The sequence below is a fragment of the Agromyces agglutinans genome (genome assembly GCF_009647605.1).
Lineage (GTDB): Bacteria > Actinomycetota > Actinomycetes > Actinomycetales > Microbacteriaceae > Agromyces > Agromyces agglutinans.
This window is the reverse complement of the sequence record NZ_WJIF01000003.1, coordinates 362346-383476: the sequence shown is the minus strand read 5'-3', so window position 1 is coordinate 383476 and position 21131 is coordinate 362346. Positions and strand designations below refer to the sequence as shown.

Sequence of the window (21131 nt, the reverse complement as noted above, 5' to 3'; positions counted from 1 at the left end):
TAGGCTGGTGCGGTGAGATCGACGCCCCGCCCCGTCATCCGTCCTCGTCGCCTGCGCGAGACCCCCGCGCTGCGCCGGCTCGTCTCCGAGACCCGGCTGCATCCGGCCGATCTGGTGCTGCCGCTGTTCGTGCGCGAGGGCGTGACCGAGGCGCTCCCGATCGCATCGATGCCGGGCGTGGTGCAGCACTCGCTCGACAGCCTGCCCCGCGCGATCGCCGAGGCCGCCGAGGCCGGCGTCGGCGGCGTGATGCTCTTCGGCGTCCCCGAGACGCGTGATGCGCGCGGCTCCGGCGCGACCGACCCGAACGGCATCCTCAACGTCGCGACGCGGGTCGCGCGCGAGGCGGCCGACGGTGCGCTCGTCGTGCAGACCGACCTGTGCCTCGACGAGTTCACCGACCACGGCCACTGCGGCGTGCTCGACGCCGAGGGCCGCGTCGACAACGACGCCACGCTCGAGCGGTACGTCGCCATGGCGCTCGAGCAGGCGCGCTCGGGGTCCGAGCTCCTCGGCCTGTCGGGCATGATGGACGGCCAGGTCGCCGCCGTGCGCGAAGCGCTCGACGCCGACGGGTTCACGGGCACCGCGATCCTCGCCTACTCCGCCAAGTACGCCAGCGCGTTCTACGGCCCCTTCCGCGACGCGGTCGAGTCGACCCTCGAGGGCGACCGCCGCACCTACCAGCTCGACCCCGGCAACCGCCGCGAGGGCCTGCGCGAGGCCGTGCTCGACATCGAGGAGGGCGCCGACGTCGTCATGGTCAAGCCCGCGGGCAGCTACCTCGACGTGCTCGCCGACGTGGCCGCGGCATCCGAGGTGCCGGTCTGGGCGTACCAGGTCTCGGGGGAGTACGCGATGATCGAGGCCGCCGCCGCGCACGGCTGGATCGACCGCAAGCGCGCGGTCGTCGAGTCGGTGCGGGGCATCCGCCGCGCCGGCGCCGACGCCGTGCTCACCTACTGGGCGACCGAGCTCGCCGGCTGGATCCGGAACGGAGAGACGGAATGACCCCGACCAACGACGAGCTCTTCGCCCGCGCGCAGGCCGCCATCCCCGGCGGCGTGAACTCGCCGGTGCGGGCGTTCCGCTCGGTCGGCGGCACGCCGCGGTTCCTCGTGTCGGCGCGCGGTCCCTACGTCACCGACGCCGAGGGTCGCGAATACGTCGACCTCGTCGCCGGGTGGGGCCCGGCGATCCTGGGTCACGCCGATCCGCGCGTGATCGGCGCGGTGACGGATGCCGCGGCCCGCGGCCTCTCGTTCGGTTCGTCGACGCCCGCCGAGACCGAGCTCGCCGAGCTCGTCGAGCAGCGCATCGGCCCGGTCGAGCGTCTCCGGCTCGTGAGCACGGGCACCGAGGCGACGATGAGCGCGATCCGCCTCGCGCGCGGGTTCACCGGGCGCGACGTGCTCGTGAAGTTCGCCGGGCATTACCACGGCCACTCCGACGGGCTGCTCGCCGAGGCTGGGTCGGGGCTCGCGACCTTCGCGCTGCCGGGCTCCGCCGGGGTGCCGGCCGACATCGCCGCGCTCACGCTCGTGCTGCCCTACAACGACCTCGACGCGGTGCGCGCGGCCTTCGCCGAGCACGGCGACCGCATCGCCGCCGTCATCGTCGAGGCCGCGGCGGCCAACATGGGCGTCGTGCCGCCGCTGCCCGGCTTCAACCGCGAGCTCATCGAACTGGCGCACGCGAACGGCTCGCTCGTCATCTCCGACGAGGTGCTCACGGGCTTCCGCGTCTCGGCAGCCGGCTGGTGGGGCCTCGAGTCGACCACCGAGTATGCGTACACGCCCGACCTGATGACCTTCGGCAAGGTCATCGGCGGCGGCATGCCCGTCGCCGCCCTCGGCGGCCGCGCCGACGTCATGGAGCAGCTCGCACCGCTCGGCCCGGTCTACCAGGCGGGCACCCTGTCGGGGAACCCGGTCGCGGTCGCGGCCGGCATCGCGACGCTTCGGGCGGCGGATGCCTCCGTCTACGACGCCCTCGACCGCACCGCCGCGACCGTGTCCGATGCCGTGTCGGCTGCGCTCTCGGCCGAGGGCGTCGCCCACGCCGTGCAGCGCGCGGGCAGCCTGTTCAGCTTCGTGTTCGGCGACGACGTGGCGTCCGGCGTCACCGACTACGCGGGCGTGCAGCGGCAGGAGGCGTTCCGCTACGCGCCGTTCTTCCACGCCATGCTCGACGCGGGCGTCTCGCTGCCGCCGTCGGTCTTCGAGGCTTGGTTCGTCACGGCCGCGCACGACGACACCGCGATCGGCCGCATCGTCGACGCCCTGCCCGCTGCCGCGCGCGCCGCGGCATCCGCCCGCCCCGCCGTGTAGCCGCCGTCGGCCGAGGAGCGGCGGCCCGTCGCGCTCCTCGACCGGCGGGCGGCTCGGATGAGGCAGGATGGGGACTATGGCCAAGCTGCGGGTCCACGCCGACCGGATCGAGGTGCAACTCACCCCGACCGAGAAATCCCTCGCGTTCCGGGGCGACGACCTCGTCATCCAACGTGAAGACATCCGCTCGGCCACGATCACCGACGATCCGTGGATCTGGATCCGCGGCATCCGCCGACGTGGCAGCGAGATCCCGCTCGTCGTCGCCGTCGGCGTGTGGAAGTACCACGGCGGCAGCGACTTCGTGATCGTGAAGGGCAAGCGCCAGGCCGTCGTGCTCGAACTCGCGGGCGGCGAGTTCGCGCGACTCATCATCTCGACGAACCACGCGTCCGAGCTCATCGACCGGCTGAAGGTCGAGCCGGCCGCGGCCGACCCCTCCGACCCGGTCGAGTAGCTCGGGAGCCCGCCGGAGCCCGCCGGAGCCCTCGACGCCGCTCAGGGCGCGGCGACCCCGTCGACCTCGACCGTCACCGGCACGCCGAGGAACCGCTCGACCTCGGCGATGCGCGCGTCGCGCGAGCGCACCTCGGCGCGGGACATCCGCCGCCAGGGAACGATGCGCACGACCGCACGCCGGCCCTGCCCGGTCCAGGTCCACCGCCCGACCATCGTGCCGCTCGCGAACATCGCGTGCAGCGGGTACTCGGGCACGATCGGCGCCTCGATTCCCGCGGGCTGCAGGTAGGCGCGCGGCATCGCGTAGCCCATCACGTACTCGTCGTAGCCCTGCAGCAGGTCGACCTGTGCGGGGTCGTCGTCGGCCGCGACGCGCGCCGGGTCGCGTGCGGTCCACGCGGCGGCGACGGATGCGTCGTGCCACAGCTCGCCCTCGTCGGGATCGTCGAGGCGCTCGATTCGGCCGCCACTGCGGTCGGCGGCATCCGCGAGGGCCGTTCGGATGTCCCGCAGCGTGAAGCCCGACCACGTGGCCAGGTCGCGCGCCGTCGCCGGCCCGCGGGTGAGCAGGAACCGTTCGGCGATCTCGGCGAGCGCATCCTCGCGGCTGCGCTCGGGCGACGGCGGCACGCGCTCGTCGAAGGCCGCGTACGTGCGCTGCCTGCCGGCATTGGCGCCGGAGACGAGCACCCGCTCGAGCTCGGCCCGCAGCAGCAGGAACAGCATCGCCGAGCTCGGCCAGCCCTGGTCGGCGACCGCCTCGAACAGCTCGCCACGCGTGCGGTGCCGCCCGCCGGCGACCGCGGCCGCCATCGCGTCGAGCGCGCGGGTCGCGGCCTCGCCCTCGATGCCGAGCCGGCGTTCGTACGTCGCCTGGATGCGCGCCACGCGCGGCGCCGAGACCTCGAGCAGCCATCGGGCGTCGGCCGGGTCGACGAAGTGCCACGTCGGGCGCAGCACATGGGTGCGCAGGATGTCGCCGCGATCGATCGCCGCCGCCACGGATGCCGCGTCCGGCCGGTCATCCGGCGGCAGGCGCTGCGCGAGTCCCCACTGCGCGGGCTGGTACTCCTGCGACTGCACCGCGAGGGCGCGTCGCACGAGGCCGGCGGGCGTCGTGGCATCCGTCGTCGAGACCTCGCCCCGAAGCCCCTGCGCGAACAGCCGTCGCGAGCGGAGCTCGGCGACATCCATCTACGACCCGTTGCGCCGCGGGAGCGGCGCAGGTCCGGTTGGGACATCCATCTACGACCCGCTTCGCCGCGGGAGCGGCGCCGGTTCGGTTGGGGCAACCATCTACGAGATGTCCCTCCGCCAGGTGGTCGCGCCGCCGATCACCGCGAGCACGACGGCGAGCCCGAACAGCACCAGCCCGCCCTGCCACCACTCCAGCAGCTCCACGCCGCCGAAGGAAGCGATGCTGTAGAAGGACGCGCCCACGAGCGCATCGCTGGCCGCGCCGGGCAGGAAGCGCCCGATGTTCGCGGTGACCTCGTTCAGCGACGCGGCGAAGCGCAGGATCGGCTCGAGGAACTGGGTGAACGCGATCACGATCACCACCGCCGCCACCTGGTTCGGGATGAGCACGCCGAGGCCGACGCCGATGCCGCCCCAGAGCGCCATCGCGAGGACGCCGCGCCCGATGACCGCCCAGGTGTCGCTCGAGTCCAGGCTGGTCTCGAGGCCGAAGCCGGCGAGTGCGGCGGCGCCCGAGCCGACCGAGACCGCGTAGGCGATGACGCCGAGCAGCGCCCCGACGATGAGGCCCGATACGAACTTCGCCGCCAGCACGAGCGAACGGTTCGGCTCAGCGAGGAAGGTCGGCGTCAGCGTCTTGTGGCGGAACTCGCCGGTCACCGCGAGGGCGCCGAGCAACAGCGGGAACACGTATCCGATCGTCGACGCGAAGCTGTAGAGCAGCGGCGCGAGATCCATGCTCGGCAGCGGGGCACCACCGGATTCGGCGGCGTCCTGCGGGTTCGCGGCCAGCCAGGTGAACAGTGCGCCGAGCCCGCCCGCCATGAACGCGACGTACACCGCGAGCAGGATGGCGAGCAGCCACCACATGCGCGTCGTGAGGACCTTCTGGAACTCGGCCCCGAGGGCCCGCCAGGCCTTCATCGGGCGCCTCCCTCGTCGGGAGTGTTCCCGACGGGCGGCGCACTGTCGGGCGGCGTGCTGTCGGGCGGTGGCGCACCCTCTGGCGTGGCACTGTGGACGGGCGGCGCGCTGTCGGGCGGCGTGCCCGCGTCGTCCTGCTCGCCGACGAGCGTGAGGAACGATTCCTCGAGACCGGACTTCAGCCGGTGCAGGCTGCTGAGCTCGACGTTGCCGCTGAACGCCGCGTGACCGACCCGGCCGGGGTCGGGCTCGTCGACGATGAAGCCGTTGCGGCCCTCGGTGAAGTCCAGACCCGCGGTCGCGAGCACGGCGCGCAACGCCTCACGGTCGGGCGAGTCGACGATCGTGCGCGGTGCCGCGTCGAGTTCGAGGCTCGAGAGGGTGCCCGTCTTCACGAGTCGCCCCTTGGCGATGATCACGACGTCGTCGACCGACTGCTGCACCTCGCTCAGGAGATGCGAGCTCACGAGCACGGTGCGGCCCTCGGCGGCGAGGTTCCGCAGGAACACCCGGATCCACTTGATGCCCTCGGGGTCGAGCCCGTTGATCGGCTCGTCGAGCACGAACACCGCGGGATCGCCCAGCAGCGTGTACGCGAGCGCGAGCCGCTGGCGCATGCCGAGCGAGAATCCGCCGACGCGACGCCCGCCGAACTCGGCGAGGCCGACCTGCTCGAGCACGGCGTCGACGCGCGGCTTGGGAATGCCCGATGCGGTGGCGTACACCGCGAGGTGGTTCCGCGCCGTACGTCCGGGGTGGAAGTCGGCCTCGAGCGCCGCGCCCACCGTCTGGAGCGGGTGCTCGAGCGCTCCGTACCTGGTGCCGCCGAACGTCGCGGTGCCCTCGGTCGGCCGCTCGAGCCCGAGCAGCACCCGCAGGGTGGTCGTCTTGCCCGCGCCGTTGGGCCCGAGGAATCCCGTGACCCGACCGGGCTGGACGGCGAAGCTCAATTGTTCGACAGCAGTCACCGGCCCGAACCGCTTCGTCAGGCCCGACACCTCGATGGGGATACCGCTCGCCATGCTCGCTCCTCATCCGGGGGCGAACCGGTGCCGCATCGGGCCGCGCCCCCGCACGGCCCCGGCGGCCCAGCCGCCACGAGCCACCCTAGCGCGCGCGTCAGTTCAAGGGGCGGATGCCACTCGGCAGCACGCCGCCGCGGCTGAGATACGTCGTGAGGTCCTCGAGTGCCCCGAGCGCGACCCGCTGCGTGAACGGTCCGTACGAGACGCGCGCGACGCCGAGCTGCTCGAGTCGAGCCGGCGGGGGCACGTCGGGCAGCCCGATGAGGCTGACGCGCAGCTCGCCGATGCCCGCGACGAGTTCGGTCACGACGTCTTCGCCGAAGTTGCCGGGCACGAAGACGCAGGTCGCGCCCGCGTCGAGGAACGCGCGGCCGCGTTCGATCGCGTCGGCGACCGTCTCGGCGACCGGGCGGTCGCCGGCCCGGAGGAACGCGTCGGTGCGCGCGTTGAGGGCGAAGGGAACGCCCTCGGCCTCGGCGGCGGCGACCGCGGCCCGCACCGCGGCGACCGCCTCGTCGAGCGGGCGCATCTGGTCTTCGAGGTTGGCGCCGACGACGCCGACGCCCACCGCCCGGCGGATCGTCTCGCCGGCGTCGCCGTACCCGGCCTCGAGGTCGGCCGAGACGGGCAGGTCGACCCCGGCGACGATGCGTCCGACCAGGTCGAGCGTGAGGTCGAGCGGGATCCGCTCGCCGTCGGGGTAGCCGAACGTCGCCGCGATCGAGTGGCTCGCGGTCGCGAGGGCGGTCGTGCCGGGTACGCCGGCCACGACCTTCGCGCTCGCGACGTCCCAGACGTTGACGACCTGCAGCAGTTCGGGGGCGTGGTGCAGGCGGCGCAGTTCGGCCCCGCGCGCCTCGCGCGCGTCGGCCCCGCGCGCCTCGCGTGCGTCGGCCGCGTCGACCGCGCCCGCCTCCGCGGGGGTGGCCTCGTTCGGGTTCGCTTCGGTCATGCCAGGGCCTCCTTCAGGCCGTCGAGCAGTCGCTCGACGTCTCGGTCGTCGGTGTACGGGGCCAGTCCCACGCGCAGGCCGCCGGCGTCGCCGAGGCCGAGATGCCGGGATGCCTCGAGCGCGTAGAAGTTGCCGCTCGGGGCGAGCACCCTGCGGGCGGCGAGGTCGCGGGTGACGTCCGCGGGTTCGCGGCCCTTGAACGTCATGAGCGTCGTCGGCGTGCGCCGCTGCGCGCGCGAGTGCACGACCAAGCCCGGCAGGTCGGCGAGGCCGGCCTCGAGGCGTTCGCGCAGCCGTTGTTCGTGCGCGTGCAGCCCGCGGAACCCCGCGACGAGGCGATCGCGGCGCGAGCCCGAGGCATCCGTCGCCGGATCGAGACCGGCGAGCACGTCGACCGCCGCGGTGACGCCGGCGAGCAGTTCGTAGGGGAGCGTGCCGAACTCGAACCGCTCGGGCACCGCATCGGTCGACGGCGCGAGCTTGTCGGGACGGATCCGCTCGAGCAGGGCCGGGTCGGCCGCGAGCACGCCGCAGTGCGGGCCGAGGAACTTGTACGGCGAGCACGCGAAGAAGTCGGCCCCGAGCGCTTCGACGTCGGGCAGCTCGTGCGCGGCGTAATGCACGCCGTCGACGTAGAGCAGCGCGCCGGCGCCGTGCACGGCGTCGGCGATCGCCCGGACGTCGGGCATCGTGCCGATGAGGTTGGACGCCGCGGTCACGGCGACGAGCCGCGTGCGCTCCGAGAGCAGCGCGGCCACGGCGGATGCCGGCAGCTCACCCGTCGCGGGGTCGAACTCCGCCCAGCGCACGGCCGCGCCGGCGCGCTCGGCCGCCTGCACCCACGGGCGCACGTTCGCGTCGTGGTCGAGCCGGGTCACGACGATCTCGTCGCCCGGCCCCCAGTCGCGCGACAGGTGCCGCGCGAAGTCGTACGCGAGTGCCGTGGCGCTGCGGCCGTGCACGATCCCGCGTGGATGCCCGTTCACGAGGTCGGCCATCGCGAGTCGGAACCCGTGCACGGCGCGCTCGGCGTTCTCCTCGGACTCGCCGATCGTGCCCCGGTTCGAGAGCGGGCCGGTGAGCACGTTCGCGACCGCCTCGCCGACGGCGCGGGGCGTCTGCGTGCCGCCCGGTCCGTCGAAGTGGGCCCAGCCGGATTCGAGCGAGGGGAACCCGGCGCGGAGCCGGTCGACGTCGTAGGCCATGCCGACGAGCCTATGACGCGGTCGTGTTCGCGAGCGCTCGGATCTCGGGCAGCGCGAGCGTCGCGGACTCCTCGTTGAACATCCGCTTGATCAGCGGGCGGAACGGCCGCGACAGCATCACGCGCATCGTCGCCTGCGAGAGGAGGGCGACGGCGCGTGACGCGGGGACCATGAACCCGATTCCCCCGCCCGGCAGCACCTTGCCGGCCTCGGCGAACGGTGCCAGCGCACTGGCGTACCGCTGCAGCGCGCCGGACGGGTCGGCCGGCGTCGCAGCGATCTCGCCCGCGAGCAGGTAGGCGCCGATCAGCGCGGTCGCGGTGCCCATGCCCGACAACGGCGAGCCGCACGAGGCGGCGTCGCCCAGGAGCGCGATGCGGCCGGAGACCGGTTCCGGCACGTCGATCCGGTCGAGTTCGTCGAAGTAGAAGTCCTCGGCCGAGCCCATGGCCTCGAGGATCGCTTCCTCGTGCCAGCCCGAGCCGCGCACAGCCCGGCGGATGAGCGCCTCCTGCGCCGCCCGGTCGCCGCGCAGGGACGGGTCGCGGTCGACCCGGAGCGTCAGGATCGCCATCGAGGTGGCCGGGTCGGCGCCGGGCCGGATGCCGATCGCCGCGCCCGGAACGGCACGCAGGGCGAACCAGCCGGGCTGCGCGTCGGCCGGCGTCGGCATGGAGAAGAACGCCGTGTACCCGCCGAGGTAGGTCGCGAAGTCCTCCTCGGGGCCGAATGCGAGTCGCCGCGTCTTCGAGTGCACGCCGTCGGCGCCCACCACGAGGTCGAAACGCTCGACGCGCCCGGATGCGAACGTGGCGTCGACGCCCTCGGCGTCCTGTTCGAGCGCGGTGAGGTGCTCGCCGTAGCGGAGGTCGACGAGACCGGGGGCGGCGACGCTCGCAGCGTCGAGTTCGTCGAGCAGCACCTGGTTCAGGTCGCCGCGCGCGATCTCGATCTCGGCGACGGCTCCCTTGCCGTCGAAGTCCTCCATCGACATGCGGCCGTAGACACGACCGCGGCCGTTCACGTAGGCGATGCCGCGTTCGTCGAGCTGCCGGCGGCGGATACCGGGCATGAGCCCCATGCGCTCGGCGACCTCGCGGCTCGCGCCGCGCAGGTCGACCGATTGGCCGCCGGGTCGGGGCGCCGGCGCGCGCTCGGCGACGGTGACGCGGATGCCGCTGCGGACGAGCTGGAGCGCGAGGGCGTTGCCGGCGATGCCGCCGCCGGAGACGAGCACGTGGGGAGGGGTGGAGGTCGACATGGAGTTCCCTTCTGGGACGGCAGCGATCACAGCCGTTCTTGGACGTTTGTCTGAGACAGGTTTACCGCACGAATGAGACGTTTGTCTAGTACAAATGTCTAAGACGGTGCGCTACCATCGACGCATGGGAAATCGAGAGGACCTTCTCGCCGGGGCGCGACAGGTGATCCTCGAGCGCGGGGTCGCGAAGGCGACGGCGCGCGACATCGCGACGGCCGCCGGCGTGAGCCTCGCCGCCATCGGCTATCACTTCGGCTCGAAGGACCGGTTGATCACCGAGGCGCTCATGCTCTCGCTCGGTTCCGGGCTCGGCGACGACCTGGAAGCCCTCATGCTCGAGCAGCGGGGCGGCTCCATGCTCGACGACTTCGCCGCGGTCTGGAACCGCATGCCCGAGATCTTCGCCATCCATCGCGAGGCGCTGCTCGCCAGCCTCGAGAACGCCGTGCGCGTGCTTCGCGATCCCGAGTCCAGCCGGCACCTGCACGCGGCCACGGCCGACGGGCACCACGACATGGCGGTCAACCTGCGGGTCGCGCGTCCCGAGCTCGACGAGCACCAGGCCGAGGCCGTCGCGCGCCTGTACTACGTGCTCGTGCAGAGCCTCGGCATCCTGTGGCTGCTCGACCCCGACGGCAACCTGCCGACCGGCGACGAACTCGCTGAGGCGATCGCGACGATCGCCGGCGCCGGCCGCGGCGCCGAGTGAGCGCCGTTCGTCCCCGCGCTCAGGCTAGGGTGGCGGCATGTCCGAGCAGGGGATGGCCGGGCGTTCGCGATCGCGCCGCTTCTCGCTGAACGCGGTCCTCGACCAGTTCTTCTTCGTCTACGCCGGGCTCGCGGCGATCTGGCTGGCGTATCTCCTCGCGAGCGAGACGTTCGCGTTCGGCTGGTGGGGCATCCTCGTGTTCGTCGCCTTCTGGGCGCTGCTCGCGTACCTCGTGCTGCCGCGCGTGCACCGCGTGCTCACGACGATCTACGTGCCCGACTACTTCATGGGCCGCACGCGCACGAGCGACGGCCTGTTCGGCGACCCGGTCAACCTCGCGGTGGTCGGCGGCGAGGCGCAGCTGCTCGCCGCGATGGATGCCGCGGGGTGGACCCGAGCCGACGACGTCACGCTCGCCTCGAGCCGGCGGATCATCACGTCGACGCTGACTCGCCGCAGCTACGACGAGGCGCCCGTGAGCCCGTTGTTCCTGTTCGGCCGCAAGCAGGACTTCGCGTTCCAGCAGGAGGTCGCCGGCAACCCGGCGAAGCGGCATCACGTGCGGTTCTGGCGCTGCCCCGACGACTGGCTGCTGCCGGGCGGCGCGCGCGTCGACTGGCTCGCGGCGGGCACGTTCGATCGAGCGGTCGGGCTGTCGCTGTTCACGCTGCAGGTCACGCACAAGATCGACGCCGACACCGACGTCGAGCGCGATCACATCGTGCGGACGCTGCGCGATTCGGATGCCGCGATCGAGGTCGACGTGCTGAAGGACTTCTCGACGGGCTACCACTCGCGCAACGGCGGCGGCGACACGATCCGCACCGACGGCGACCTGCCGGTCATCGACGTGCGCGCGGTGGCCACGACGGCGGGGTCGGTGGTGGCGCCGTGACGCGCCCCGCGACCGAGCCTGCCGCGCGACTCGTCGAGCGCGATCGCGACGCCGCCGCCGTGGGCGCGGGGGTACGGATGCCCCGTCCGGCGGCGACCGCGATGGGCGCGCTGCTCGTGCTGCTGCGGGTGCTCGCCGGGGTGGCCTGGCTCGCCGCTCTGGCCGCGACCTGGCGGCAGGCGCTCGAGGACGAACTGGGCGAGTTCGCACCCGAGATCGACGCCGCCACCGCGGATGCCGTGCTCTGGTTCGTGCTCGGCGCGGGCGCGATCATCCTGCTCGTCGAGGCCGTCCTCGCGGTCCTCATCTTCCTCGGCGCGAACTGGCCGCGCATCCTCGTGATGGTGTTCGCGACGCTCAGCATCAGCGGCACCTTCGCGGCCTGGTGGGCCGGCGACCAGGAGCTCACGCTCGACCTGACGCTCGTCACGCTCGCGCTGGACATCCTCGTGATGCTCGCGCTGTCGAGCCGGCCGGCCCGCGCCTATGCGCGCAGGCCGCGCGAGCCGCGGCGCCGCGGGCGGCGACCGCCCGGGCCGGGGCGCTGACGCTCAGGCCGCGGTCGCGTGTTCGCGGCAGGCCACGGTCTCGCACGACTCGCACACGACGAACTGCCGCCGGCACGAGGCATCCGGACAGTTCGCGGTGCGCTTGGTGGCGTCGCCGCACCCCTCGCACCGGCCGATGACGGCCGCGTGGTCGGAGAAGTCGACCGAGCCGCGCCCATCGAAGACGTAGAGCGAGCCGTTCCACAGGCCGTCGTCGCCGAAGCGCTCGCCGTAGCGCACGATGCCGCCCTCGAGCTGGTACACCTCGCCGAAGCCGCGCGACGCCATGAGGCTCGAGAGCACCTCGCAGCGGATGCCGCCCGTGCAGTACGTCACGACCGGGCGGCCCTTGAGGTGGTCGTAGGCACCGGCGTCGAGGAGCCCCACGAAATCGCGGGTCGTGTCGGTCGGCGGCACGATCGCGTCGCGGAACCGGCCGATGGATGCCTCGAGTGCGTTGCGGCCGTCGAAGAAGACCACCTCGTCGCCGCGCTCGGCGACGAGGTCGTGGAGAGCGTCGGGCGTCAGGCGGGCTCCGCCGCCGACCACGCCGCCCTCGTCGACGACGAGCTCGCCGGGTGCACCGAAGCTGACGATCTCGTCGCGAACCTTGACGACGAGCTTCGGGAAGTCGGCGCTGCGCCCGCCTTCGTCGAGTCCCGTGCCGTCGCTCCACTTGAAGTCCACGCCCTTGAATGGGGCGTAGTCGCGGGTCTTGCGCACATACCGCTTCAGTGCCGACATCTCGCCGCCCAGCGTGCCGTTCAGGCCGTCCTTCGAGATCAGGATCCGCCCGCGCAGGCCGAGCGACTCCGCCAGGTCGCGCTGCCAGAGCCGGACCGCGGCGGGGTCGGCGAGGGGCGTGAAGGCGTAGAACAGGAGGATCTTGGCGAGCGGCACCGAGGAATCCTACGCGGGCGCCCTGAGAGCCCATCGCCGGACGCAGGATGCGCGGCCGCGATGGGGAGTGGTCCCCATCGACGCAGCCTCGGACTCGGAGGAGAGTGGCTTCCGGTTTAGGGTGGCAGTCGTGACTTCTCAGCGTGACGGACGACGTGAGCGGATCGGGGGACGATGACATGACCGGAGAGATCAAGGTCAGCGGTGCGCGCATCGATCAGCTCGTGGGTGAAATGGTTCGCATCCACGGCGAGATGGGGCAGGCGCTCGACGAGCTGAAGGCCTCGCTCGACCTGCTCTCGAGCCGGTGGAACGGTGAGGCGCAGCGCGCCTACGCCCTCGCGCAGGAGGAGTGGAACCGGTCGATGCAGGAGCTGCACGACGAGCTCGACCGCGCCCGCCGCAACACCCAGGCCTCCAACGAGGTCTTCGCGAACACCGCACGCGCGACCAAGCGCCTCTGGAGCGAGTGATGGCGGAGCACCTCTCCCTCGACGAGCGCCTCGCCGAGGTGCGGCGCGACGAGCCCGGGATCTGGCTGGTCGCCGACGAAACCGACACGGTGCAGGTCTCGGTCGGCCTCGACGGCAAGCTCGAGACGCTGCGACTCGCGCCGTCGTGGTGGCGCCGGGTGGAGCCCGAAGAGCTCGGCCAGGTCGTGCAGCGGCTCCGCCAGGCCAGTGCCGCCTCGCGGGCCCACACCATCTCCGAGCTCGAGTCGGCAGGGGCCGATCGCGAACCGGGCACCGAGGCGCTCTTCCGCCCTGCCGCGTCGAGCGACGCCGGCTCGGGCGGCATCACGCAGCTGCGCACCCGCATGGGCGGCCTCCTCGAGGCGTTCGCGGATCTCGATCGGTACCGCAGCATGGTCGCGGCCGCGACGACCGAGCCGGCCGTGCTCGAGAGCCCGTCGGGCAACGCGAAGCTCGAGATCGTCGGCGGGGCGCCGCGGCGCCTCGTGATCGACCGCCTCAACCTGCAGTTCACCTCGGAGCAGGCGCTCGCCGCGGAGATCCTCGACCTGTACGAGCGGGCGAGCCGCTGGCTGGCGGAGCGGCGGGGGTCGATGCTCGAGGAACTGCCGACGCTCGCCGGCCTCGTGCGTTCCGTCCGCGAACGCGCCTACTGACCATCACCCGGTGATCCGAGACGACAACCCAGGAGGATGCGATGAGCTACCAGGACTACCAGGCCGCGCTCGGTGACCTGAAGAAGGACGCCGATGCGTGGAGCGCGCTCGCCGAGACCTTCACGTCCGTCCAGACGATCGTCGAGGGCTGTGCCATGGCCCGTTACGAGATGGACGGCGTCGGGCACATGGTCGGCGCCGAAGAGAACTACATCGACGCGCACAGCACGTTCCTCACGCTGACCGGGGAGGCGTCGACCGTGCTCGACCAGATCGCCCAGAAGCTGCTGACGACGAAGCGGTACTACGAAGAGGCCGACGGCTACTCGGCGTGGCTGCTCGATCAGAGCTGAGCATGCCGCCCGCCCGCCCGATGAACGAGGACTGAAGGAGAAACCATGGGAGCATTCGTCGCGCCGACCGATGAGTCGTCGTTCACCAGCCTCATCACGCAGATCACCGACAACATCGGGGACGCGAAGGACCAGCTCGACCGGTGCTCCGACGAGTACAACGCGCGCAAGGACGACATCAACTGGTGGGACACCTTCCTGGACTGGTTCAAGAAGAACATGGAGGAGGTCCGCGAGAAGCTCAAGGAAGCGATCGAGCAGTTCGACGCGTTCTTCGAGACGATCGCCGATTATCTCAGCCCGGGGAACCCGTTCGCCATGTACGCGAAGCGCGATGACTGGGAGACGGTCAAGATCAAGATCACGGGCGCGAAGTCGACCGTCACCGGCGACTACCTCTTCGCCGACGACACGTGGAAGGGCGCCGAGGGAGACCGCTACGGGGAACTCGCCGGGCGACAGGTCATGGCGATGGAAACGCTCGAGGGGTACGTCGACTCCCTGATGAACTTCCTCTCGGACTACGCGCAGAAGATTCTCAACGCCTGGATCGATTTCGGCGAGACCTTGATCCTCTACCTGCTGGATCAGATCGATGCCGCGAGCGCATTCATCACGGCCGACCCCCTGGAGTGGCTCGACATCGTTCCGAAGATCGTCACGCTCTGCACCAACCTGGCCAAGACCGCCACCTCGCTCGCGGCGCAGCTGGGCAAGAACTTCACCGCGTCGAAGGACCTGGCCGATCAGCTCAGTCAGGACATGGCCAATCGCTCCGGCTTCCCGACCGGCTCGTGGCCGGCCGCGACGATCGGTTGACCGGGATGCGTGACCGGAAGCCCCGCCCGGTGCGGGCCCTCCTGGCTGCTTCGGTGGCCTTCGGCCTCGCACTCGCGCTGGGCGCGTGCAGCACCCCGTCGGAACCCGAGCCGACGCCGACGTCCGATGACCTGTTTTCGGCGAAAGCGGGCGTCACCTCGTCGATCAACTCCTTCTTCGGGTTCCTCGCCCTCGGTGCGTCTGAGGCCGCGGCAGCGGAGAAGACCGATCTCGACGTCGACCTGGAGTCTCCCCTCGCCCTCCTGCTGAGCGATGGCATCTACATGTACAACGACGATCGCGCCAAGCTTCTCGCGATCGACGAGGTCTCCGTGGCATCCGACGAGGAGCACGCTGAAGCGACCGTGACCTACGAGCTCGCCGGTTCCGAGCTCACGGAGCGGATCGAGCTCGTGCGCATCGCCGAGCACGACGACCAACCCGACGACTACGCGGTCATGCTCCCGAAGGACGCCGTGGGCTTCGATCCCACGGGCGCGGAGTTGCTGCCGCCCGACACGGTGTATCGCATCGGCGAGGCCGACGTCAGTGCGGCATTCCGCGAGGCGATCGGATGGGCGGGCACCGACGGCACCCTGCCGCGCCTGCCCGCGTTCGGCGGGACGTACCCCGTGGAGATCACGGTCCCGGGCGACGGCGGCTTCACCGACACCCTGGTGTGGCAGACGTCGACCTTCTACGGCGGCCACGAGTCCGACGGAGCGCTAGCGGAATTCGCCCACGCACACGGCTTCTGAGCCGCGCTTCGGCCGTGCGCGCGACTCGCCCGCACGCAGCGTGCGCCACGGGGGCCGCGTCGTAGGCTGGCCGCGACTCCAACCCAGCCGAGGAAGGATCGCCATGCTCGACGTCGACCCGTACGGAGCCCTCCAGCGTGCCCGGCCCGTCGAATCGTTCCGGGTGACGAGCACCGACGTCGCCGAAGGCGAGCCGCTCGCGCGGGCGCAGTGGAGCACCGCGGCCGGGGGCGTCGACCGTTCGCCGCAGCTGAGCTGGTCGGGCTTCCCCGAGCGCACGCGCGGCTTCGCGGTCACGTGCTTCGATCCGGATGCCCCGAGCGGTTCGGGATGGTGGCACTGGGCGGTCGCGAACCTGCCCGTCTCGGTCACGAGCCTCGAGGCAGGGGCCGGCTCGCCGAACGGCCAGGAACTGCCCGCCGACGCGGTCGTGCTGCGCAACGAGGAGGGCGGTCGCGGCTTCATCGGCGCTGCGCCGCCGCGGGGGACGGGCGTGCACCGCTACCAGTTCGTCGTGCACGCGCTCGACGTGCCGAGCCTCGACCTCGACCCCGACACATCACCCGCCGGATTGGGCGCCCGCTGCTACTTCCATGCGCTCGCGCGGGGCATCCTGACGGCGACGGCGTCGCGCGACTGAACTCGAGGGCGCACCGCGCGACCGGCGTGCATCAGTGCTTGTTCCCGCTGAGGGCGAGGACGCCGCCGAGGCCGATCATCATGAAGCCCCCGGTCGCCGCGAGGTGCGAGGCGCGCTTCGGCGACTTGGCGAACCACGCGCGCGCGGCGCTGGCCGCGATCGCCCAGATCGAGTCGCAGACGAGGGCGAGCGCGACGAACACGACGCCGAGTTCGAAGAGCTGCAACGGGATCGCGCCCGCATGGAAGTCGACGAACTGGGGGAGGACCGCGACGAAGAACGCGATGGTCTTCGGGTTCGTGAGGCCGACGACGAACCCCTCGGCGAGCTGGCGCGCGTGCGAGGTGCGAGGTGCGTCGCCGTCGACGGCGGTCGCGGCATCCGCCCGATGGCGGATCGCCTGGATGCCGAGGTAGATGAGGTACGCCGCGCCCGCGAACTTGAGGACCGTGAAGAGCACCACCGACTGCGCGACGATCGCTCCGACGCCCAGCGCCACCGCCAGCAGCAGCGGGATCATGCCGAGCGCGTTGCCGAGCACGCTCAGGAGGCCGCCGATGCGTCCGAGCGCGAGCGCACGCCCGATGACGAACAACACGCTCGGGCCGGGGATCACGATCAGCACGACCGACGCGACCACGAACGCCCACAGGTTCTCGATGGGGACCATCCGAGCATGCTAGCCCTGCCCCGCTGCGCCTGGCCCGCGGGCACGCCTGTCGCGACCTCGCCGCTAGGCCGACTCGGCGGCCGCGCTGGGTGCGCCGAGGCGCACGCGCGTGCCGAACGGGTCGGTCACGAGCGCGGTGCGTTCGCCCCAGGGTTGGTCGACCGGCTGCTCGACGACGGCGGCACCGGCCGCCTCGAGTTCCGCCGTGACGCGGTCGACGTCGTCGACGTAGAACCACAGCTGCATGTTGCCGGGTGGCAGCGGCGACTCCTCGAGTCCGATGCCGAGCGATGACCGGCCGACGGCCAGGGCGATGTAGACGGGTTCGCCGCCTTCGGGAGGGAACGAATAGGTGATGCGGCCCCCGAGCGCGTCGCGGTAGAACGCGAGTGCGCGCTCCACGTCGGGAACCTCGAGGATCGGGAACGCTGACTCGATCATGGACGCGACGGTACGCCTCGCCACCGGGTTCTCGCTACGGTGGCAGACGTGAGCGACCATATCTCCGCAACGGTGGCCGACGGAGTCGGCCACGTCACGCTCGACCGCCCCCAGGCGCTCAACGCGCTCAGCTACGAGATGGTCCGCGCCCTCACCGCCGTGTTCGACGCCTGGCGCGACGACTCCGAGGTCGGCCTCGTCGTGCTCGACGGCGCGGGTGACCGCGGCTTCTGCGCCGGCGGCGACGTGCGTGAGCTCTACGGGTACGCGACCCGCGGCGAGCACGAAACCGCGCACGACTTCTTCCGAACGGAGTACCGGCTCGACGCGGCCATCGCGCGCTACCCGAAGCCGGTCGTCGCGATCATGGACGGCATCACGATGGGCGGCGGCATCGGGCTCACCGGCCACGCGTCCGTCCGCATCGTGACCGAGCGCTCGCGCCTCGCGATGCCCGAGACGCGCATCGGCTTCACGCCCGACGTCGGCGGCACCTGGCTGCTCGCGAGCGCGCCAGGCGAACTCGGCGTCCACCTCGCGCTCAACTCGCGGACGATGGATGCCGCCGACGCGATCCATGCCGGATTCGCCGACCTCTACGTGCCGAGCGAGCGCCTGCCGCACCTGTACCAAGCCCTCGCCGAGCGCGCCGACCCGGGAACGCCGTCCGAGATCGCGCTGCTCTTCGACGAGACGCCCGGACCCTCGGCGCTCGCACTCACGCGCGACTGGGTCGACGCCTGCTACTCGGCCCCCACCGTCGCCGAGATCGTCGACCGGTTGCGCGCGACCGAGGTCGACGAGGCGCACTCCGCCGCCGACGAACTCGAGCAGCTCTCGCCGACCGCGCTCGCCGTGACGCTCGAGGCCGTGCGACGTGCACGCACGTTGCCGCGCCTCGAGGACGCCTTCGAGCAGGAGTTCCGCGCCGTGACGTGGTTCATCGAGCAGCACGACCTGCGCGAGGGCATCCGCGCCCAGGTCATCGACAAGGACCGGCAGCCGCGATGGGACCCGTCCCGACTCGCCGACGTGCCCGCCCACCTTCCCGCGCAGGTGCTCGGCGAGCAGCGCTACGCGCCCGTGTGGCCTACGTTGGAAGGGTGAAGACCCACCACCTGCGCACGCATCGGAGCGACGAGAACCTGACCCGCGAGGGCCAGCTCGCCTGGCAGCTGGCGGCGGTGGCGACCGATCCCGTCGAGCTCGACGACGACGTGGTCGACATGGTCGTCAACCGCGTCATCGACAACGCGGCCGTCGCCGCGGCATCCGTCACCCGCGGGCCGGTGGTCTCGGCGCGCAGCCAGGCGCTGGCGCATCCCGTCTCGATCGGCGGCGACGGCGCGACCGTCTTCGGCGTCGACCCGGGGCGGCGCACATCGCCCGAGTGGGCGGCGTGGGCCAACGGGGTCGCGGTGCGCGAGCTCGACTTCCACGACACCTTCCTCGCCGAGGAGTACTCGCACCCCGGCGACAACATCCCGCCGATCGTCGCCGTCGCCCAGCACGTCGCCGCGGCGCGCGGGCTCACGGGCCGCGACCTCGTGCGGGGCATCGCGACCGGCTACGAGATCCAGATCGACCTCGCGAAGGCCATCTCGCTGCACCGGCACAAGATCGACCACGTCGCGCACCTCGGCCCCTCGGCGGCCGCGGGCATCGGCACGTTGCTCGGCCTCGACCAGGAGACGATCTTCCAGGCCGTCGGCCAGGCGCTGCACACGACGACCGCGACCCGCCAGTCGCGCAAGGGTGAGATCTCGACCTGGAAGGCGCACGCCCCGGCGTTCGCCGGCAAGATGGCCGTCGAAGCGGTCGACCGCGCGATGCGCGGCCAGACCAGCCCGGTGCCCATCTACGAGGGCGAAGACGGCGTGATCGCATGGCTGCTCGGCGGGCCGGATGCCTCGTACGAGGTGCCGCTGCCCGAACTGGGCGAGGCGAAGCGGGCCATCCTCGACTCGTACACGAAGGAGCACTCCGCCGAGTACCAGGCGCAGGCCTGGATCGACCTCGCCCGGAAGCTGCACGACGAGTACCCGATCATCCTCGACGACCCCGACCGCCTCGAGTCGATCGTGCTGCACACCTCGCACCACACGCACTACGTCATCGGCTCGGGTGCGAACGACCCGCAGAAGTACGACCCCGACGCCTCGCGCGAGACGCTCGACCACTCGATCCCGTACATCTTCACCGTCGCCCTCCAAGACGGCGCGTGGGACCACGAGACCTCGTACTCGCCCGAGCGCGCCCACCGCCCCGAGACCGTCGCACTGTGGCGCAAGGTCACCACGGTCGAGGACGCCGAGTGGACCCGCCGCTACCACTCGCTCGACATGGGCGAGAAGGCGTTCGGCGGCCGCGTCGTCATCCGGTTCGCCGACGGCGCCGAGATCGTCGAGGAGATCGCCGTCGCCGACGCCCATCCGCTCGGGGCACGGCCGTTCGGCCGCGAGCAGTACGTCGCGAAGTTCCGCACGCTCGCGGCGCCGGTGCTCGAGGCCGACGAGATCGAGCGGTTCCTCGATGTCGCGCAGCGCCTGCCCGAGCTCGGTCCCGACGAGCTCGCCGCCCTCACCTTCACCGCCGCGCCCGGCGCGCTGGTCGGCCTCGACGTGCCGACCGGACTCTTCTGATCGGACTCCGCTGATGCTCTACGCCCAGACCACTCCTGCCGACAAGCGTCGGCTCTTCCGCGAGCGGCTCGCGACCGGCGAGCTGCTGCGCTTCCCGGGCGCGTTCAACCCGCTGTCGGCACGGCTGATCGAGCAGAAGGGCTTCGAGGGCGTCTACATCTCGGGCGCCGTGCTGTCGGCCGACCTCGGCCTGCCCGACATCGGCTTGACCACCCTGACCGAGGTCGCCGGTCGCGCCAAGCAGATCGCGCGCATGACCGAGCTGCCCGCGATCGTCGACGCCGACACGGGCTTCGGCGAGCCGATGAACGTCGCGCGCACCGTGCAGGAGATGGAGGACGCCGGCCTCGCCGGGCTCCACATCGAGGATCAGGTGAACCCCAAGCGCTGCGGCCACCTCGACGGCAAGCAGGTCGTCGACGAGCAGACCGCGCTGCAGCGCATCCGGGCCGCGGTCGACGCGCGTCGCGACGCGAACTTCCTGGTCATGGCGCGCACGGACATCGCCGCCGTCGACGGGCTCGACGCCGCGGTGGACCGCGCGAAGGCGCTCGTCGACGCCGGTGCCGACGCGATCTTCCCCGAGGCGATGCGCTCGCTCGCCGAGTTCGAGGCCGTGCGCAAGGCCGTCGACGTGCCGTTGCTCGCCAACATGACCGAGTTCGGCAAGTCCGACCTGTTCAGCGTCGACCAGCTCCGCGACGTCGGCATGAACCTCGTCATCTGGCCCGTATCCCTGCTCCGGCTCGCGATGGGCGCGGCCGTTCGCGGACTCGACGAGCTCGAGGCATCCGGAACCCTGACCGGCAAGCTCGACGAGATGCAGCACCGTGCCGACCTCTACGAGCTGATCGACTACGAGGGCTACAACCGCTTCGACACGGGCATCTTCAACTTCACCGTCGCGCGCTGAGCGCGGCGCGCCCGAGCGCGACGCGCGGGGGCGCCCGGCGGGCGACGCCGCCCGCCGGGCGCCCTACCGATTGCCGGTCTCGCGTTCCCAGGCCTCGAGCTGGCGCGTCAGCGCCTTCGCGAGCTCGAAGACCTGCTGCGGCGGGATCCGGATGCGGCTGACGACCTGCGCCGGCGTGACGACCCGGTCGGGGCCGCCGTCCTCGTCGGCGACCGCCGTCGGCGGGCGCGTCACCGTCATGAAGTCGATGACGAACGACGTCGACGTGTGCCAGACCGAGGCGAAGTCCGCGAACGACCCCTCGACCTTGTCGGGCGGGATCTCGAACGTGAACTGGCGCGGACGCTCATCGGCCATCAGC

General features: G+C 71.9%; 25 protein-coding genes. 15 read left to right on the top strand and 10 right to left on the bottom strand.

Features of this window, described 5'->3' with window-relative positions; genetic code table 11:
- Positions 1-12: 12 nt before the first annotated feature.
- From hemB to GE115_RS08000, 3 genes are all read left to right on the top strand, one after another.
- Positions 13-1011, top strand: a complete 999-nt coding sequence (gene hemB, locus GE115_RS08010; protein ID WP_312855007.1) for a porphobilinogen synthase — start codon at positions 13-15, stop codon at positions 1009-1011.
- On the top strand, positions 1008-2330 hold the full coding sequence (hemL, locus tag GE115_RS08005; RefSeq protein WP_153684235.1) for a glutamate-1-semialdehyde 2,1-aminomutase: 1323 nt from the start codon (positions 1008-1010) through the stop codon (positions 2328-2330). Before hemB ends, hemL begins: the two co-directional genes overlap by 4 nt.
- Positions 2331-2406: 76 nt before the next feature.
- Positions 2407-2787, top strand: a complete 381-nt coding sequence (locus GE115_RS08000) for a hypothetical protein (RefSeq protein WP_153684234.1) — start codon at positions 2407-2409, stop codon at positions 2785-2787.
- Positions 2788-2828: 41 nt separating this feature from the next.
- Here GE115_RS08000 and GE115_RS07995 read toward each other — a convergent pair whose 3' ends face one another.
- The 6 genes from GE115_RS07995 to GE115_RS07970 all read right to left on the bottom strand — a co-directional run bounded on the left by GE115_RS07995 (position 2829) and on the right by GE115_RS07970 (position 9353).
- The gene (locus GE115_RS07995) at positions 2829-3983 is read right to left on the bottom strand and encodes a winged helix DNA-binding domain-containing protein (protein ID WP_153684233.1); all 1155 of its coding nucleotides are present in this window, start codon (positions 3981-3983) and stop codon (positions 2829-2831) included.
- Between the two features lie 102 nt (positions 3984-4085).
- Entirely contained in the window at positions 4086-4910 is an 825-nt protein-coding gene (locus GE115_RS07990; RefSeq protein ID WP_153684232.1) for an ABC transporter permease, read from the bottom strand.
- On the bottom strand, positions 4907-5932 hold the full coding sequence (locus GE115_RS07985) for an ATP-binding cassette domain-containing protein (RefSeq protein ID WP_153684231.1): 1026 nt from the start codon (positions 5930-5932) through the stop codon (positions 4907-4909). Before GE115_RS07985 ends, GE115_RS07990 begins: the two co-directional genes overlap by 4 nt.
- Positions 5933-6029: 97 nt before the next feature.
- Positions 6030-6887, bottom strand: a complete 858-nt coding sequence (locus tag GE115_RS07980) for an isocitrate lyase/PEP mutase family protein (RefSeq protein WP_153684230.1) — start codon at positions 6885-6887, stop codon at positions 6030-6032.
- Positions 6884-8092 (bottom strand): cysteine desulfurase-like protein, encoded by a 1209-nt coding sequence (locus tag GE115_RS07975; protein WP_153684229.1) that lies wholly within the window; start codon positions 8090-8092, stop codon positions 6884-6886. The genes GE115_RS07980 and GE115_RS07975 overlap by 4 nt, the downstream gene beginning before the upstream one ends.
- Positions 8093-8102: 10 nt before the next feature.
- A complete protein-coding gene (locus GE115_RS07970; RefSeq protein WP_153684228.1) occupies positions 8103-9353 on the bottom strand; it encodes an FAD-dependent monooxygenase in 1251 nt (416 codons plus the stop codon).
- A 124-nt stretch (positions 9354-9477) separates the two neighbouring features.
- Between GE115_RS07970 and GE115_RS07965 the strand changes: the two genes are divergently transcribed.
- From GE115_RS07965 to GE115_RS07955, 3 genes are read left to right on the top strand one after another with little or no spacing between them, the layout of a single operon-like run.
- Positions 9478-10062, top strand: coding sequence for a TetR/AcrR family transcriptional regulator (locus GE115_RS07965; RefSeq protein WP_153684227.1), 585 nt, complete (start codon positions 9478-9480; stop codon positions 10060-10062).
- A 37-nt stretch (positions 10063-10099) separates the two neighbouring features.
- The gene (locus GE115_RS07960; protein WP_246190624.1) at positions 10100-10957 is read left to right on the top strand and encodes an LssY C-terminal domain-containing protein; all 858 of its coding nucleotides are present in this window, start codon (positions 10100-10102) and stop codon (positions 10955-10957) included.
- Positions 10954-11505 carry a hypothetical protein gene (locus GE115_RS07955; RefSeq protein WP_153684226.1) on the top strand — a complete coding sequence of 184 codons (552 nt, stop codon included), beginning with the start codon at positions 10954-10956 and terminating at the stop codon, positions 11503-11505. Before GE115_RS07960 ends, GE115_RS07955 begins: the two co-directional genes overlap by 4 nt.
- Before the next feature lie 3 nt (positions 11506-11508).
- Here the strand turns inward: GE115_RS07955 and trhO are convergent, their stop codons facing one another.
- Positions 11509-12405 (bottom strand): oxygen-dependent tRNA uridine(34) hydroxylase TrhO, encoded by an 897-nt coding sequence (trhO, locus tag GE115_RS07950; RefSeq protein WP_312855006.1) that lies wholly within the window; start codon positions 12403-12405, stop codon positions 11509-11511.
- Between the two features lie 179 nt (positions 12406-12584).
- Here trhO and GE115_RS07945 point away from each other — a divergent pair, with 179 nt between their 5' ends.
- The 6 genes from GE115_RS07945 to GE115_RS07920 all read left to right on the top strand — a co-directional run bounded on the left by GE115_RS07945 (position 12585) and on the right by GE115_RS07920 (position 16104).
- Entirely contained in the window at positions 12585-12878 is a 294-nt protein-coding gene (locus GE115_RS07945) for a WXG100 family type VII secretion target (RefSeq protein WP_153684225.1), read from the top strand.
- Positions 12878-13534, top strand: coding sequence for a hypothetical protein (locus GE115_RS07940; protein WP_153684224.1), 657 nt, complete (start codon positions 12878-12880; stop codon positions 13532-13534). Before GE115_RS07945 ends, GE115_RS07940 begins: the two co-directional genes overlap by 1 nt.
- A 41-nt stretch (positions 13535-13575) precedes the next feature.
- On the top strand, positions 13576-13887 hold the full coding sequence (locus GE115_RS07935; RefSeq protein WP_153684223.1) for a hypothetical protein: 312 nt from the start codon (positions 13576-13578) through the stop codon (positions 13885-13887).
- A gap of 45 nt (positions 13888-13932) precedes the next feature.
- Positions 13933-14706, top strand: a complete 774-nt coding sequence (locus GE115_RS07930) for a hypothetical protein (protein ID WP_153684222.1) — start codon at positions 13933-13935, stop codon at positions 14704-14706.
- Between the two features lie 53 nt (positions 14707-14759).
- Positions 14760-15464 carry a hypothetical protein gene (locus GE115_RS07925; protein ID WP_153684221.1) on the top strand — a complete coding sequence of 235 codons (705 nt, stop codon included), beginning with the start codon at positions 14760-14762 and terminating at the stop codon, positions 15462-15464.
- A 103-nt stretch (positions 15465-15567) separates the two neighbouring features.
- The gene (locus GE115_RS07920) at positions 15568-16104 is read left to right on the top strand and encodes a YbhB/YbcL family Raf kinase inhibitor-like protein (RefSeq protein WP_153684220.1); all 537 of its coding nucleotides are present in this window, start codon (positions 15568-15570) and stop codon (positions 16102-16104) included.
- Positions 16105-16135: 31 nt separating this feature from the next.
- On the opposite strand, the gene GE115_RS07915 is transcribed toward GE115_RS07920, so the two are convergent.
- Together GE115_RS07915 and GE115_RS07910 are read right to left on the bottom strand one after the other, a co-directional pair.
- On the bottom strand, positions 16136-16774 hold the full coding sequence (locus GE115_RS07915) for a LysE family translocator (RefSeq protein ID WP_153684219.1): 639 nt from the start codon (positions 16772-16774) through the stop codon (positions 16136-16138).
- Between the two features lie 63 nt (positions 16775-16837).
- Entirely contained in the window at positions 16838-17215 is a 378-nt protein-coding gene (locus GE115_RS07910; protein WP_172979776.1) for a VOC family protein, read from the bottom strand.
- Between the two features lie 48 nt (positions 17216-17263).
- Here GE115_RS07910 and GE115_RS07905 point away from each other — a divergent pair, with 48 nt between their 5' ends.
- From GE115_RS07905 to prpB, 3 genes are read left to right on the top strand one after another with little or no spacing between them, the layout of a single operon-like run.
- On the top strand, positions 17264-18322 hold the full coding sequence (locus GE115_RS07905; protein ID WP_312855005.1) for an enoyl-CoA hydratase/isomerase family protein: 1059 nt from the start codon (positions 17264-17266) through the stop codon (positions 18320-18322).
- Positions 18319-19857, top strand: coding sequence for an MmgE/PrpD family protein (locus tag GE115_RS07900; RefSeq protein WP_312855004.1), 1539 nt, complete (start codon positions 18319-18321; stop codon positions 19855-19857). Before GE115_RS07905 ends, GE115_RS07900 begins: the two co-directional genes overlap by 4 nt.
- A gap of 13 nt (positions 19858-19870) precedes the next feature.
- Positions 19871-20770, top strand: a complete 900-nt coding sequence (gene prpB, locus GE115_RS07895) for a methylisocitrate lyase (RefSeq protein ID WP_153684216.1) — start codon at positions 19871-19873, stop codon at positions 20768-20770.
- Between the two features lie 63 nt (positions 20771-20833).
- Here prpB and GE115_RS07890 read toward each other — a convergent pair whose 3' ends face one another.
- Positions 20834-21127, bottom strand: a complete 294-nt coding sequence (locus GE115_RS07890; protein ID WP_153684215.1) for a DUF3467 domain-containing protein — start codon at positions 21125-21127, stop codon at positions 20834-20836.
- Positions 21128-21131: the final 4 nt, after the last annotated feature.